At 30.7% G+C, this 15,861-nt stretch carries 16 protein-coding genes and 1 pseudogene; 3 read left to right on the top strand and 14 right to left on the bottom strand.

Annotation, left to right across the window (positions count from 1 at the left end; all coding sequences use genetic code 11):
* Nucleotides 1-30 precede the first annotated feature (30 nt).
* From ssp1_RS04090 to ssp1_RS04065, 6 genes are all read right to left on the bottom strand, one after another.
* Nucleotides 31-528 carry a PH domain-containing protein gene (locus ssp1_RS04090; protein ID WP_075778713.1) on the bottom strand — a complete coding sequence of 166 codons (498 nt, stop codon included), beginning with the start codon at nucleotides 526-528 and terminating at the stop codon, nucleotides 31-33.
* Nucleotides 515-2,041, bottom strand: coding sequence for a PH domain-containing protein (locus ssp1_RS04085; protein WP_075778730.1), 1,527 nt, complete (start codon nucleotides 2,039-2,041; stop codon nucleotides 515-517). The genes ssp1_RS04090 and ssp1_RS04085 overlap by 14 nt, the downstream gene beginning before the upstream one ends.
* On the bottom strand, nucleotides 2,034-2,507 hold the full coding sequence (locus ssp1_RS04080) for a PH domain-containing protein (RefSeq protein WP_107536262.1): 474 nt from the start codon (nucleotides 2,505-2,507) through the stop codon (nucleotides 2,034-2,036). Before ssp1_RS04080 ends, ssp1_RS04085 begins: the two co-directional genes overlap by 8 nt.
* A 197-nt stretch (nucleotides 2,508-2,704) precedes the next feature.
* Nucleotides 2,705-4,234 carry a degradosome RNA helicase CshA gene (gene cshA / locus ssp1_RS04075; RefSeq protein WP_075778715.1) on the bottom strand — a complete coding sequence of 510 codons (1,530 nt, stop codon included), beginning with the start codon at nucleotides 4,232-4,234 and terminating at the stop codon, nucleotides 2,705-2,707.
* A 298-nt stretch (nucleotides 4,235-4,532) separates the two neighbouring features.
* On the bottom strand, nucleotides 4,533-5,894 hold the full coding sequence (locus ssp1_RS04070; RefSeq protein WP_118828130.1) for a UDP-N-acetylmuramoyl-tripeptide--D-alanyl-D-alanine ligase: 1,362 nt from the start codon (nucleotides 5,892-5,894) through the stop codon (nucleotides 4,533-4,535).
* 15 nt (nucleotides 5,895-5,909) lie between these two features.
* Nucleotides 5,910-6,980 (bottom strand): D-alanine--D-alanine ligase, encoded by a 1,071-nt coding sequence (locus ssp1_RS04065; protein WP_002451634.1) that lies wholly within the window; start codon nucleotides 6,978-6,980, stop codon nucleotides 5,910-5,912.
* Between the two features lie 358 nt (nucleotides 6,981-7,338).
* Between ssp1_RS04065 and ssp1_RS04060 the strand changes: the two genes are divergently transcribed.
* A complete protein-coding gene (locus tag ssp1_RS04060) occupies nucleotides 7,339-8,529 on the top strand; it encodes an FtsW/RodA/SpoVE family cell cycle protein (RefSeq protein WP_049425344.1) in 1,191 nt (396 codons plus the stop codon).
* A 137-nt stretch (nucleotides 8,530-8,666) separates the two neighbouring features.
* On the opposite strand, the gene ssp1_RS04055 is transcribed toward ssp1_RS04060, so the two are convergent.
* The 3 genes from ssp1_RS04055 to csoR form a co-directional block, all read right to left on the bottom strand.
* Nucleotides 8,667-8,804 (bottom strand): Lmo0850 family protein, encoded by a 138-nt coding sequence (locus ssp1_RS04055; protein WP_002451636.1) that lies wholly within the window; start codon nucleotides 8,802-8,804, stop codon nucleotides 8,667-8,669.
* Nucleotides 8,805-8,943: 139 nt separating this feature from the next.
* Nucleotides 8,944-9,150 (bottom strand): putative copper chaperone CsoZ, encoded by a 207-nt coding sequence (csoZ, locus tag ssp1_RS04050; protein WP_002451637.1) that lies wholly within the window; start codon nucleotides 9,148-9,150, stop codon nucleotides 8,944-8,946.
* A 10-nt stretch (nucleotides 9,151-9,160) separates the two neighbouring features.
* Complete coding sequence (csoR, locus tag ssp1_RS04045) at nucleotides 9,161-9,454, bottom strand: copper-sensing transcriptional repressor CsoR (protein WP_002451638.1); 294 nt, start codon at nucleotides 9,452-9,454, stop codon at nucleotides 9,161-9,163.
* Nucleotides 9,455-9,642: 188 nt separating this feature from the next.
* On the opposite strand from csoR, the gene cls reads away from it, so the two are divergent.
* A complete protein-coding gene (cls, locus tag ssp1_RS04040; RefSeq protein ID WP_075778717.1) occupies nucleotides 9,643-11,127 on the top strand; it encodes a cardiolipin synthase in 1,485 nt (494 codons plus the stop codon).
* A gap of 127 nt (nucleotides 11,128-11,254) precedes the next feature.
* The gene (locus tag ssp1_RS04035) at nucleotides 11,255-11,899 is read left to right on the top strand and encodes an HD domain-containing protein (protein WP_075778718.1); all 645 of its coding nucleotides are present in this window, start codon (nucleotides 11,255-11,257) and stop codon (nucleotides 11,897-11,899) included.
* A 39-nt stretch (nucleotides 11,900-11,938) separates the two neighbouring features.
* On the opposite strand, the gene yidC is transcribed toward ssp1_RS04035, so the two are convergent.
* The 5 genes and pseudogenes from yidC to tenA all read right to left on the bottom strand — a co-directional run bounded on the left by yidC (nucleotide 11,939) and on the right by tenA (nucleotide 15,825).
* Nucleotides 11,939-12,808, bottom strand: a complete 870-nt coding sequence (yidC, locus tag ssp1_RS04030) for a membrane protein insertase YidC (protein ID WP_002451641.1) — start codon at nucleotides 12,806-12,808, stop codon at nucleotides 11,939-11,941.
* Between the two features lie 87 nt (nucleotides 12,809-12,895).
* Nucleotides 12,896-13,537 (bottom strand): thiamine phosphate synthase, encoded by a 642-nt coding sequence (thiE, locus tag ssp1_RS04025; RefSeq protein ID WP_075778719.1) that lies wholly within the window; start codon nucleotides 13,535-13,537, stop codon nucleotides 12,896-12,898.
* Nucleotides 13,538-14,329, bottom strand: coding sequence for a hydroxyethylthiazole kinase (gene thiM, locus ssp1_RS04020; RefSeq protein ID WP_075778720.1), 792 nt, complete (start codon nucleotides 14,327-14,329; stop codon nucleotides 13,538-13,540).
* Nucleotides 14,322-15,143 (bottom strand): bifunctional hydroxymethylpyrimidine kinase/phosphomethylpyrimidine kinase, encoded by an 822-nt coding sequence (thiD, locus tag ssp1_RS04015; protein ID WP_075778721.1) that lies wholly within the window; start codon nucleotides 15,141-15,143, stop codon nucleotides 14,322-14,324. Before thiD ends, thiM begins: the two co-directional genes overlap by 8 nt.
* A pseudogene (gene tenA / locus ssp1_RS04010) lies at nucleotides 15,136-15,825 on the bottom strand (thiaminase II). Before tenA ends, thiD begins: the two are co-directional and overlap by 8 nt.
* Between the last annotated feature and the right edge of the window lie 36 nt (nucleotides 15,826-15,861).

Below are 15,861 nucleotides of genomic sequence, written 5' to 3'. Positions count from 1 at the left end.
GACGCCTCGTTATCTTTTATCATTCTATTCTTATAATTTTACATCATTTTGATTTAGATTTTCACTATTTCGTCTTTCTTTAATTAAATGTTTGATTTCTTCAGCTTTTTCTTTGTTTATAAGTAATAATTCAGAGTTACCTCCTGCTGTTGATAAAGTGACTGTAGCTAGTTGATATTTTCTCATAATAAAGCCTTCGCTTATATCAATATTTTGAATTCTAAAAAACGGTATAATATTAGTATTAATAAAGATAATCCCTTTTCTCACATGTATCTCGTTATTCTTTATTTTATATCTGAAATTCTTATATCTAAATGTTGGTATAACGAATAACATTGTAATACTGCATACAATAAAGAGTATTATACCTCCAATAGCGATTGACCAGTTATCTGTTAAGTGTAAAAATTTCCAATTTAGAATTAGAATACAAATCAAAATAAGAAAAAGTATGATCAACAAAATAGAATTAGCTAAAACCATAGATTTCTTAGCATTAACATCCATATAATTATAATTCGACACGTTGATCACCTCCTACATACCATGTTTTAAGGGTTTCTATTGATTTTTCATCTGAGAATTTTAATCCAATTGTTTGATTTGAAGCACCTTTAGAAATTAAGAAGTTGAAATTACCTAAATGATTTCTTATTAAAAATGGATGAGTTTTGATTTCCATTCCAATAATTTTATCGTATTTTAAATAGTATCTTTTAATACTAAACAAGTTCACTTTCTGTACTGTCATTTCGTCATTTTCAAGTTGAAATCCAGACAAATGAATATAAATTAATGCTTCAATAATTAGTGCTAAAATCATTATACAAACTATAAATAAAGCCCAAGCTGACCAATAATATAGTCCTATAATACCAATTAAGATTAATACCAACGAAGGGATTAAAAAATGTCTATGAAAACCTCTCCAAGGCATGCCGATATGAGCAGGCTTGAACTCCATTTCTGGAATTAATGCCTTAATGATTCTATATGCCTCTTTACGCTTTATGAATGGAATAATCATTATATTTCCACCTACAGTTGAATCATCTTCCATCTTCTCTTCAAAATCACTCGTAATCAATACGTGTATAGCTGTAAAACCGAATAACTTTCTAATATATGATTGATGTTCGACAACTGCTTGAATACGCTCTGTAGGTACGGTAACGTTCTTTTTAGTAAACAAACCATATTGAATTTTCAATTGATGATTTTCTTGTGTTAGTGTATATCCGAAATATTTAATGAAATTGATAATTGCACCTATAATATAACTCGCAACTAATATCACTCCAATGATGATACTTACGATTAATACAATGGCATTAGCCAAATGAGTCATTTCTTCAGTAATACTTTTCCACGGAATGATATTGGACACACTACCTATGATAGGTGAAATAGTTGCTATTGCGATTCCTATAGCACCACTTGTTAATGACATTAAAATTAAATCTCTGATTGATAACTTAAATACACGACGTTTTTTGGGTACCTCATTAAATGATTCTTTCTTATGTAATTCATTATTCTCTTTAGTATTATGAAAATCATTTGTTTCTATTTCAATCTGAGAATTATCTAACTGAGTTTGAATATTTTTGATTGTATGTTCTAATTCAATACTTTGTGATTTGGATATAGTTGATAATTCTATACCATCACTTGGTGTTTTTATTTGTAATTGCACACCACCTACTATTTGATTAATCATACTTTGTGAAGTGTCTACAGATTGAATACGACTGATATCTAACTCTTTACGTTCTTTGTTGAATATGCCCGTTGTTAATATAAAGTGGTTGTTTTCAATCCAATATCTTGTCTGATACACTTTCAATATTTGTCCAATAAACGATATTAAGAAAAATATAAACAACACTGCCGGTACAATATACTCACGAATATTAGTAAAATCAAAGTCTTTAAAGTTAAAAACTAAAAATACAATAATTACAATAATATTTTGTTTGAACGCTTCAATTAAGCCTGATATATAAGAAATAGGGTGTAATTTTTGTGGGCTAAACATCATATTCAGCTCCCCTCAATTGACTAAAAATTTGATCTTCTATATATTCTGCTTCCTTTTCAGAAACAAATGGTAATTCAATCGAATGACCTGCAGAAACAAATGAAATTTCATTAATTTTAAATAATTTAGCTAGTGGGTTAGTTCTAATTTGTAAAAATTGAAGTCTTTCTACTTTAGTGATGTCTTGACGTTTAAAGAAAAAAGTAGACTTCACCTCTAAAATATTATGATGAATTCGATAATATAAAAAGTGATAATTTACAATAGGAACGTAAAAGAATCTAATTAAACTTATCCCCCATAAAAGAAAATATATGTATATGATAAAGTGCCACCAATTAAATTGATTCCATAAATAAAATAGAATTGTAAAAATAATAATTTCAATAATCAAGTTAAGCCCTGAAGTTAAAAAATAGTATGTCAATGTATTTCTGGGACTTTTATGAAATGTATTATCCATCAATAAGCTCCTTTTCATTTTAGTCACATTATATCATAGACAAATTACCTTCTAAATGCTCCTCATTACTTATTAACGTTCTTTAAACCCAAATTACTTTAGTATATTTTAGAAACAAATAAATAGAGCATACATTTAACCGAAGCTAAATGTATGCTCTATTTTTAATACAAATATATTGAGTATTGATAAATTAATTATTTCTGATGGTCAGCAAATGTGCGACCTTTCATTGTCTTGTTTGACCCTTGAGATGATTTATCTTTACGGTCAAATTTTTTGTTACCGTTTTTCTTAGAAGCAAAACCTTTTGATGAACGTCTATTTTTGTTATCAAATTTACCGCCACCGCGTTTATTATTGCCTCTTCTAGAGTTATTATTACCTTTTGAATTACGACCTTTACGTGAAAGTGGTTTTTCAAAAGTTAATTGAACTTCAACTTCATCATTAGCTTCAACTAACTCTTGTAATAATGATGCAACTAACTCAACATCATTGTACTCTTCAAGTAGTTCAGTTGAAATTCTTTGTAAACGAGGTTCATTGTCTTTAGACATCCAGTTTTGTACTTTTTCTTTAATATCGTCTTCACGTGCTTTCAATACTTCTTTACGATGAGGTGGTCTTAAAGCAGTCATTCTTCTATTGTTAGCATCTTCGATTTGACGAATATAATCCATTTCGATTGGATTTACAAAAGTAACAGCGATACCTTCTTTACCAGCACGACCAGTACGTCCGATTCTATGCGTGTAACTTTCAGTATCTTGAGGGATATCAAAGTTATAAACATGACTAACGCCAGAGATATCTAAACCACGTGCCGCTACGTCAGTTGCTACAAGAATGTCAATTTGATCATTTTTGAACTTTTTCAATACTTCTAAACGTTTAGCTTGCGTAATGTCACCATGTAAACCTTCAGCTTTATAACCTTTAGAAAGTAACGCGCTTGTTAACTCATCTACACGACGTTTTGTACGACCGAACACAATAGCTAGTTCTGGTTGATGTACATCTAAGAAATTAGTGAAAGTATCGAACTTTTCTAATTCTTTAACAATTGTATAATATTCGTCGATTTGTGGATCAGACATTTCATTATTCATTGTTTTAATAATTTTTGGTGTTTTCATGAATTGTTGTACTAACGTTTGAATAGCTTTTGGCATAGTAGCTGAGAAAAGCATCATTTGACGTTGTTCAGCCGGGATTTTATCCATGATGAATCTCATATCATCGATGAATCCCATGTTCATCATTTCATCCGCTTCATCTAAGATAAGTGTGTGAATATCGTTAGTTTTTAATGTACGTCTATTTAAATGGTCAATGACACGTCCTGGTGTACCTACTACGATTTGTGGTCCTTTTTTCAAGGCTTTAATTTGGCGCTCGATTGGCATACCACCAAATACCGTAACAACTTGTACGTTTTGACCTTTACTAAATACTTTTAATTGCTCTGCAACTTGCATAGCTAATTCTCTAGTAGGCGCTAGAATTAACGATTGAACACCTTGTTCTCCAACAACCTTTTCAATTAAAGGTATACCAAACGCACCCGTTTTACCAGTACCTGTTTGAGCTTGTCCAAGGATGTCATGTCCTTCTAACGCATAAGGGATACTATCTTTTTGGATAGGAGTTGGCTCTTTAAACCCCATAGATTCAAGTGTTTGAACCGTTTTATCCGAAATCCCTAGTTCTTTAAAATTTTGCAAAATAATTCTCCTTTTACATGTTTATTTCTCAATATACTTTTTTGCATATATGTTCATTTATGTTTTATCAACTTCTTAATAGTACCACCTAACATTTATTATAGCAATAAAGCAGTTGGCATATCGTGGTGAATCATGTCCTTTTATTATGAAATTTTTCCTTTTAAACTGGTGTTTTATATAATTTGGAAGCGTTTCATAAATATATTTTATTTTTTAAATAAAAATAGTAAGACTACTATGTTATTCCCAATTATATGAGAAATTAACATGAGTCTTACTACAATAACATAAAGCATTATTTAATTAATGCATCTACTACTTCTTCTAATTTCATACCTCTTGAACCTTTAATTAATACGTTATCATCTGGTTGAACGATATGTGTCATATAAGAAATAAGTTTTTCTTTATCATTAAAATGATGTGCTTCATCAACATATGACTTACCTGTATTGTGTATAAATGTTGCTTCACTACCAAATGTAATTAATTGATCGATGTGTTTATTCTGTAAATAAGTTCCGACTTCTTCATGCATACGTTGACTATTGTCACCTAATTCAAGAACATCACCAAGCACAATAATCTTTCGTCCATTCATGTTACTTAACGTATCTATAGCAGCTTTCATACTTGTTGGACTTGCATTATATGCATCATTAATGACAGTAACTTGTTGTTCTGTTTCATGACGTTCCATTCTCATGCCTGTTAATTTAACACGTTTGATATTGTGTTGAATTGTTTTATACGAAAGTCCTAATTCTTGCCCTACTGCAATGGCAATAGCAGCATTTTTCATATTATGAATACCTAATATAGGTAATTCATATTCTTGTTGATGATTAATTGTAAATGCAATGCCTTCTGTTTCAACTTGATCATTTACACTACATACTAATGAATTGCCTTGTTCTAACCCAATGCTAATACATTTAGCTTCTTTAATTTGTTCGACATGCGGTTTTAACAAAGGTTCATCACCATCATAGATAAATGTACCATTTGATTTTAAGCCAATTGTTATTTCTGATTTAGCTTGAGCAATGCCTTCACGTGAACCTAAATCTTGCATATGTGACTCACCAATATTAGTAATTACAGCAATGTCTGGTTCAGCAATAGTAGATAATAATTCAATTTCATGGAATCCTGACATTCCCATTTCTAAAATAGAAATATCAGTGTTTTTATCTAAATCTAAAATAGTTAAAGGCATACCAATCTCATTATTGTAGTTACCTTGTGTCTTTTTCACATTAAACTCTGTATTAAGTACACTTTCAATCATATCTTTAGTTGTTGTTTTACCATTGGAACCTGTCACAGCAATGACCTTTGGATTAACATATTTTAAATATGCTTTAGCTAAATCTTGTAATGCTTGCAACGTATCGTCTACCCATATAATAGGTCCTTCGATATCCTTGGGCAGTGATACATCTTTTTGATAAAATGATGCACCTGCTCCATCTTTGAGTGCTTGTTCAACGAAACGATGACCGTCACCGTTTTCACCTTTAAAAGGTATAAATAACATGTCTTTTTTTATCGCTCTGGAATCAATTGTGACACCTTGAATTGATTGATGAAGATATTGCTCATCTATTTCACAATCAATCCATGCTTTAATTTGTTTTAATGTTACGTTAATCATTTCAAGCAACCTCGTTTAATCTATTTTATATTTGTTTTTCTTTTTATCTTCGTGTCTTTCTTTAGCTAAATCTATTAATTTTGCAATTAAATCTGCATATGAAAGACCCATGTTTTCCCATAGACTTGGATACATACTAAAAGACGTAAAACCTGGCATTGCATTTGTTTCATTAATATAAATTTGATTATCTTCAGTAACAAAGAAATCTGCACGTACTAAACCTGAACAGTCCGTTGCTTTAAATGCTTCTAATGCCATATTTCTTAAAGTCATTTGTACATCTTGATCTAAATCTGCAGGGATTTGTAATTGTATTTTTCCATCTTTATATTTTGATTTATAGTCATAAAACGCTACATCTTTAACAACCTCACCTGGCCATGTTGTTTCAGGATAGTCATTGCCTAAAACTGCAACTTCTATTTCACGTGCATTAACACCTTGTTCTATCACTAATTTACGGTCAAATTGGAATGCTTCTTTAATACCTGATTTTAATTCATCTTCATTATTACATTTACTAATACCTACACTTGAACCTAAGTTTGCAGGTTTAACAAATACTGGGTAACTTAATTTATCATTAACTAATTTAAGAATATTATTCTCATATTTTTCAAATTCACTTCTTAAGAAACTAATGTATGGTAATTGTGGTAACCCTCTATGTTCAAACAATTGTTTCATAACTAGTTTATCCATTGAACTTGATGCTGCTAAAACACCATTTCCTACATAAGGAATGTCGAGCACTTCGAATAATCCTTGAATTGTACCATCTTCTCCATTTGGGCCATGTAATAATGGAAACACAGCATCATATGATTGTCCTAAACTTCCCTTACTTAATAATTGAGAAATTTCACCGGTAGGAATATTATCGATTCTTAAATCCTCTGTTGATTCAATTTCACTAGTGATGTTATCTTGTTTCTTCCATTCACCGTCATTTGTTATATAAATAATATCAACTTGATATTTATCTTTATCAATCGCATTTAATACATTCTGGGCAGTTAAGATTGATACATCATGTTCTGCACTTTTTCCTCCGTAAACGATACAAATATTTTCTTTTGTCATTTCGTTTTTCCTCCAATAAACGCTATGGAATAACGTCTTATCATTTTAATATCTACTTTTAAATATATGTATTTTTAATATACAAAGTCTTCTCTGAAACTTAATATTATCATATTTGATAGGACTTTTGCATTTTATAATCTATTAATATAAATGGAAAAGTTACTTAACCTAACCAATCTTCACTCTAAATATATCATTTGAAATAAAATGGTTAGTTCATTTGGACTTGATATTCTAGCAAATTTCTATAAAGTCATGTAAAATCGTTATATAATTATGGATGATAGATGAATGATTATCAATATTGATAATTCATTACCAAATATCTCATCACGTGTAGTAAAAGGAGTAAATTATGAAATATTCATCCCGTCAACAGCCTAACAAACATTGGCTACTTAAAGTAGACTGGATTTTAGTAGCAATCATTACATTGTTAGCTATATTAAGTGTTACATTAATTAGTTCTGCCATGGGCGGTGGACAATATAGTGCTAACTTTGGAATCAGACAAATAATGTACTATATTCTAGGCGCAATAATGGCCATAATAATTATGTTTATTTCACCTAAAAAAATAAGAAATTATACATATTTGCTTTATGGAATTTTTTGTATTTTATTATTAGGACTTTTAATATTACCTGAAACACCTATCACACCAGTTATTAATGGTGCCAAAAGTTGGTATAGCTTTGGACCAATTAGTATTCAACCTTCTGAATTTATGAAAATTATACTTATATTGGCTTTATCTAAAGTAGTGGCACGACATAATCAATTTACTTTTAACAAGTCATTTCAATCTGATTTGACATTATTTTTCAAAATCATAGGTGTTTCTATTATTCCAATGGCGTTGATTTTATTACAAAATGATTTAGGAACAACGTTGGTTATTTGTGCAATCATTGCCGGAATCATGCTAGTTAGTGGTATTACATGGAGATTACTTGCACCTATCTTCATTGCGGCAATCGTAATTGGTTCGTCAATTATACTTACTATTCTTTTCAAACCATCATTAATAGAAAATTTATTAGGTATTAAGATGTATCAAATGGGACGAATCAATTCATGGTTGGATCCATACTCATATAGTAGTGGAGATGGTTATCATTTAACCGAATCACTAAAGGCCATTGGTTCAGGTCAACTATTTGGTAAAGGTTATAATCATGGTGAAGTTTATATACCTGAAAATCATACCGATTTTATTTTCTCTGTGATAGGCGAAGAAATGGGATTCATAGGATCAGTTATTCTCATTTTGTTATTTTTAATTTTAGTCTTTCATTTAATTAGATTAGCTAGTCGGATTAATGATCAATATAATAAAGTATTCATTATAGGATATGTATCACTAATTGTTTTCCATGTTTTACAAAATATTGGAATGACAGTTCAATTGTTACCAATTACTGGTATTCCTTTACCATTCATTAGTTATGGTGGTAGCTCATTATGGAGTTTAATGACTGGAATTGGTGTCATCTTATCCATTTATTATCATGAACCTAAAAAATATGAAACTTCAAAAGAATAATTTATATCAAATAAAAATAGAGTCAGTCCGTGAAAGGACTGACTCTATTTCTTTACTAAAAAATCGCCCTTTTGAAACGACGACTCACATTTACAATTTAAGTGCACTTACTAACCAAAATCCTAAATCAAGTTCACTTATTTACATTCGTGACTGATTTGATTTGTTGTAGGTAACGTATTAATAATGTCTAAACGAGATTTAGTTTTTTTAATATTTACACCTAATGATGATAATAAACTGACTACATTTTGAATTTTCTCTGAATTCTTCACTAATAACACCTCGTTTGGTTGACTTCATAACTAATCATACCCCAATTCAGACTACTTTACTACATGATTTTTAAAATTTAATATAATCTTTACTTTTTATAACTTAAAAATATGTTCAATAAACTGAATTTGCGTATTATCAATAGAGGACTTTATATCCAGCATCATAAATTTCTTTTTCAATACTATTTAAATTCGCAGGTGTTTCAAATTCTATTGAAATGTTTCCAGTATTGATATCGATTTCAACTTGATATACACCTATCATTTCAGTTAAAAGATTTTTTACAGATTCAGATTGTTCTTGTGTTTCTATACCAGCTGTATAAACAATTTTTTGTTGCACTTAATATCCCTCAATCTTTCATAAGTTTTTGAAAAGTAACGAGTAGCTCTTCCATTGCCTCTTCTTGATGTCCTTGATTAACTTTTTCTGCAATACAACTTTTCATATGTTGTTCTAATAATTTAGTAGCTACGCTATTTAATGCAGAACGTGTAGCTCTGATTTGAGTTAACACATCATCGCAATATACATCTTCTTCTATCATTCGATTAATAGCTCTCACTTGACCTTCAATACGGTTTAATCTCGATTTTAAATTTGCTTTACTTTGTTCAGAGTGATGCGCATGATCTTGTTCTGTCACTTGAGTCACCTCTTTATTGATTTCCCTACTATCCTACTTCTCTAATACTATTTAGTCAATAATAGAAACACTTATTAATACAATCAGTATAATGATAAAAAGATGACTTCATGGTACAATTATGTAGTTAAAAACTTTTGTTAAATCAATTAAATTTTAATACAAATAATATAATAAGGAGGTATTTTATGGTCGAAATATTCACGATGACTTTCGCTCATTCCAATCTTATTATCAATATTATTTTGATTGGTGCTTTTATTTTGAACTTAGCCTTTGCCTTTACCATTATTTTTATGGAAAGACGTAGTGCTAATTCAATATGGGCATGGTTATTAGTCCTTGTATTTTTACCTTTATTAGGTTTTATATTATATCTACTTTTTGGCCGTCAAATTCAAAGAAATCACATTTTTACATTGGATAAAGACGATAAAGTTGGCCTTGAAATGATTGTTGATGAACAACTTAAAGCCATAAAAGATAAAAACTTTTCAAAGGGAAATCATCAAATTGTTAAGTTTAAAGAAATGGTACAAATGTTGTTATATAATAATGCAGCTTTTTTAACAACTGATAATGATTTAATGATATATACTGACGGTCATCAAAAGTTTGATGATTTATTAGAAGATATTAAAAATGCTAAAGATTATATACATATTCAATATTATATCTTTCACAGTGATAAACTTGGAAAGACCATTTTAAAGGCATTAGAAGATAAAGCTGAAGCTGGTATTGAAGTTAAAATGTTATATGATGATATGGGTTCAAGAGACTTAAGGAAAAAGGATTTGAAAGCATTTCGTGAAAAAGGTGGTCATGCAGAAGCTTTTTTCCCATCAAAACTCCCCCTTATTAATTTACGAATGAACAATCGAAATCACCGTAAAATCGCTGTGATAGACGGTAAAATAGGATATGTGGGTGGATTTAACGTTGGTGACGAATATTTAGGTAAATCTAAAAAGTTTGGATATTGGCGCGATACACATTTACGTGTTGAAGGAGATGCAGTTAACGCTCTTCAATTAAGATTCATCCTAGACTGGAACTCTCAATCTACACGTGACAATATTACTTACGAAGAACGCTATTTCCCAGATGTCAATTCAGGTGGTACTATTGGAATACAAATCGCTTCTAGTGGTCCAGATGAAGAATGGGAACAAATTAAATATGGATATTTAAAAATGATTTCTTCTGCTAAAAAATCAATTTATATCCAATCACCTTATTTCATTCCTGACCAAGCTTTTTTAGATTCAATTAAAATTGCTGCACTTGGGGGTGTAGAAGTCAATATTATGACTCCAAATATGCCTGATCACCCTTTTGTTTATTGGGCAACTCTAAAAAATGTAGCTTCCCTCTTAGAAGCTGGCGTCAACGTATATCAATATAATAATGGATTTTTACATTCCAAAACATTAATTATTGATGATGAAGTCGCAAGTGTTGGTACTGCCAATATGGACCATAGAAGTTTCACGCTAAATTTTGAGGTGAATGCCTTTATATATGACGAAGGTATTGCTCGTTCTTTAAAACAAGCCTTCATTGATGATATGAAAGTTTCCGATCAATTAACTAAAGAAAAATATGAATCGCGTAGCTTATGGATCAAATTTAAAGAAGGTATATCACAACTCTTATCTCCTATTTTATAATACTATGTATTCAACAAATAAGATTTAATCGATTGTAAAATAAAAATATATGTAATTAAAATAAAATCAAACCTGAGACCCATACCTATTGTTGTCTCAGGTTTTCGTTTTGAAGGGATGAATAGAAATGAAAAATGAAGAACGCATTCAAATGGCTTTCAGATATATGCAAGCATTTCATAAAAATGATTATAGTGGTCATGATGTTGAACATGTTAGTCGTGTACACGCATTAGCAAAGTATATTGCTAAGAAAGAAGGTTTTGAACATTCATTTATCATTGAACTCTCTAGTATACTACACGATACGATTGACCCTAAATTAGTAAATGAACAACAGGCTAAAGCTAAATTAATAGAGTTTTTAAGAGAAATTGAATTATCTGAAGATGATCAAACTCATGTTATACATATTATTGAGAATATGAGTTATAAGAATGGTTCAAACAACTATATTGAATTATCAACTGAAGGTCAAATTGTCAGAGATGCCGACCGTCTAGATGCCATTGGTGCTATTGGTATTGCTAGAACATTTCAATTTGCAGGTTATTTCAATGAACCAATGTGGACGGAAACAATAATGCCTAATGATTTTAGTGAATCAACTCTAACACAATTACCACCTTCTGCTATAAAACACTTTTATGAAAAATTATTTAAACTTAAAGATTTAATGCATACTCAAACTGCTAAGCATATTGCAGCACAACGTCATGAATTTATGAAGTCATTCGTTTCCCAGTTTTTTGACGAATGGCACTATATATAAGAAAAACCAGCAAATCAATGATTTGCTGGTTTAATTAAATTATTTTTTATTTTTCTTAGATACGACTTGAGTATTTTTACCTTTTTTATTTGATGACTTACCGTCTTGATCAAATTTTTCAAGTAATGGTTCAACTTCTTTTTTAGCAAGTTTAGAATAGTACATATTAGCAAAATGTGTTTGTACAACTAAGAATGCTGCACTGACTGACCAATATAAACCTAATGCTGATGCTGAACTTAACGCAATCCAAATAATCATAATAGGTGATACAATCATCATCATATAACCCATTTGACGTTGTTCTTGAGGCATCGTTTTACTTGAAACATATGCTTGTATAAAGTAAAGCACACCTGCAATAATTGTAATCCAAATATCTGGTTTAGTTAAATTAAACCATAAAAAATGAGGGTGTACAGATAAGCCATTAACTAACTTGTCCTTAAGTACAAAGTATAACCCCATGATAATAGGCATTTGAATTAGCATCGGTAAACAACCCAACATGCTCTTCATTGGATTCATATCATATTTTTTATAAACTTCCATTAATTCTTGGTTAGCAGCCATTTTCTCTTCTTGAGTACGTGCACGTTTAACCTTTTCCTGAATACCATCTACTTCAGGTTTAGCAACTTTCATTTTTTCACGCATCATATGACTATTTTTGTAGTTTGATAACATGAATGGAAGTAACACAAGACGAATAACAAATACTAAAATGATAATAGCTAAACCATAATCATTGTGTAAAACATCGTTACCCAACCACTGTAATAAGTGTTTCATTGGATCAACGAACGTATTATAGAAAAATCCACTACGAGCTCCAGGTTTTGAATAATCACAGCCTGCTAAAAAGACCATTAAACCTAAAAACAAAGGTAGCAACGCTTTTTTCTTCATTTTTCCACCTCTATTGTAATATTCACATAGGATTTATTCTATCATACTCATACTCTAGGATAAAACAAAAAGTGGAAAAATTAAAGATTAATTGAAATATTTCTTGAATTCATTAACAGTGTTGTCAATATTATTACTTTTGCTAATTGCTGAAATCACTGAAATGCCATCAACACCTGCATTTGCAATGAGGGGCACATTCTCCTCATTAATACCTCCAATAGCAACCATAGGAAAATCACCCATTTTTTGTCTTAACTGTGTAATCATATCTGGACCTACTGGAGCACTAGCATCACTTTTAGATGGTGTTTCAAACATTGGTCCAACTCCGATGTAATCAACATTAGTGAGATCTGATTTTTCATACTCATTTAAATTTCCAACACTTAGACCGATAATCTTTTCTTGAAAATCATTTGCAAAAGCTCGAACATCTTCATCATCTTGACCAACATGTATACCATCAGCATTAATGCTCTTGGCTAATGAGACATCATCGTTAACAATAAATGGTACATCATATGATTGACATAGAGCTTGTAATTCTTTAGCTAATTTTTCTTTCTTCGAGCCAGTTAAAGCTTTATCACCTTTTTCTCTAAATTGAAACATCGTAATGCCAGCTTCTAAAGCTTGTGTTAGGATACCTTGAATAGTTTGGTGTTCAGGTATATCTTGGGTGCCACATATAAAATATATTTTTAAATCTGTTGCTTTAAATGACATTTATTCAACCTCTTCTTTTCTAACATATTTTTCAAAGGTTTGATAATCCAATAAATACATTTGATCTAGTAATTCTGGTAAAAATGAGCCAGGACCTTTGACATGATCTGCGTTTTCAGCAATTTCACCAGCTATATTATAAAAACTAACCGCTTCTACAAGTGTTTCTTGTTGAGGTTGATTATTTCTAAATAAGAAACTAGTAATAATTCCACCTAATAGGCAACCAGCACCTGTAATTTTAGCAGACATAGGAGAACCATTTGAAAGTTGAGTCACTTTGCCATCTTGAACTACGATATCTTCTTTACCTGTGACTACAATTGCAGTGTGATATTTTTGATGAGCTTTCTTGGCAATTTCTATTGCATTTAGTGAACTATCTCCATCAGTCCCCTTCATTGTTGTATTGGTATCAATGAGTGTCAATATTTCTGAAGCGTTCCCTTTAATCACTGCAACTTTTACTTCACTTAAAAAGTTTTTACAAAAATCTTTTCTATATTGTGACGCTCCTACTGCGACAGGATCAAAAACAATTGGTGTACCAAGTTGATTTGCAATTTTACCTATCTTAATTAAATCTGCTTCATTATTATGCGTAAGCGTACCAATATTAATTAGTAATCCACTTGCAACTTGATAAAAATCTTCAGCCTCTTCTGGTGCCTCGCTCATTGCCGGACTTGCACCAATACTTAATAGACCATTTGCAGTAAAATTCTTAACTACATCGTTCGTATAACAAACAATTAAAGGATTCTCATTTCTAAGCTTTTCTAAATTATTCATCATCTAAACCTACTTTCTTTAGATACGCAAAATGATTGACTGGGCCACGACCTTTACCAATCTCAGGGGTATATTTGATACTCAAAGAAATAAATGTTTTAGCTTTTTCAACTGCTTCATAAATACTACGACCTTTAGCTAATTCAGCAGCAATGACAGCTGAAAATGTACAACCTGTTCCATGAGTATGTTTAGTATCAAATCGTTCATCTTCAAATGTGTATACGCCATCTTTTGTAAATAAAAAATCTTTAGCATTATTTAAGTCGGCAGAATGTCCACCTTTAATGACTACACCTTTGCTGCCAATGTCATTGATAAATATATCTCCTGCTTTTCGAATGTTTTCTTCAGTATCAATCTTTATACCAGTGATTTCTTCCACTTCTGGAATATTAGGTGTAACAACATCAGCTAAAGGTAATAATGTACTTTGCAACTTTTGTTTGGTTTGATCATCCATCAACGAATCCCCACTTTTGGCTAGCATAACAGGATCAATCACGTATGGAATTGTAGGATAATCTTCTAAATAACTTTTGATTAATTGCATCGTCTCTTCTGTAGCAATCATCCCTGTCTTAATTGCATGAGGAAGTTCATCATTAAATACACTATCCAATTGTTCTTTAACCCATGATGTCTCTAGATTATGAATATGTTCTACGCCCATCGTATTTTGAGCGACAATACTCGTTATTGCTGCCATTCCATAAACGCCGCAAGAATGAAATGACTTCAAATCAGCCATTACTCCAGCACCGCCAGTTGGATCAGTACCTGCAATAGTTAAAGCAATTTTAGGTTTATTCATATTTGTCACCTCTAAAATTCCATTTTTCATCTACGTAGGCCATATTGAAAAAGTTTCTTTCATGAATAGTACTTTGTAAGAAATTCTCCTTAATCTCTTCTTTTTCTTCTTAAGTACAATTCTCTGTTAAACGATCCATTAATTCATCAAATAAATTTACTAGTGCATCCATTTCTGTACTATAAAATTCAAACCAATTAGACGTAATTGAATCTTTATTAAGTTGATTGTCTTTTATCGCTCTTTTACCAATTACCGCATATACATATGGACATGGTGCCATTGCTGCAATCGTATATGCTGCATTTTCATGTGCATAGGCATTATAGTACATATGCTTAATATAATGATCACCACTTGGTGGCCATACTTTTTCTTTAACAATCTCATGATATGGTTCATTTATGAATGAAGCTAAAATTTCATGTGCTTCTACTTCTCCTTCTAATAAAAATTCAATCTGTTCCACTAAAAATTTAACGTCATCCATATTATGCACTTTAGGAATTAATAGTGCATATAGATTAGCAAACTCTTTTAAGTAAGATGCATCTGCACGTAGATATTGTCTTACCGCTTGTTTAGATAATTCACCATGTAATAAATCTTGTATGAAACCATCATTATAAATATCCTCAATAATAGGTTCTGCTGCCACTCTTAAATCTTTAGAAAAACTCATAAAATTTCCTCCTTGAAATAAAAAAACTACTTTCCA

The organism is Staphylococcus sp. M0911 (assembly GCF_003491325.1).
Lineage (GTDB): Bacteria > Bacillota > Bacilli > Staphylococcales > Staphylococcaceae > Staphylococcus > Staphylococcus warneri_A.
This window is presented reverse-complemented; position numbering and strand designations above follow the sequence as displayed.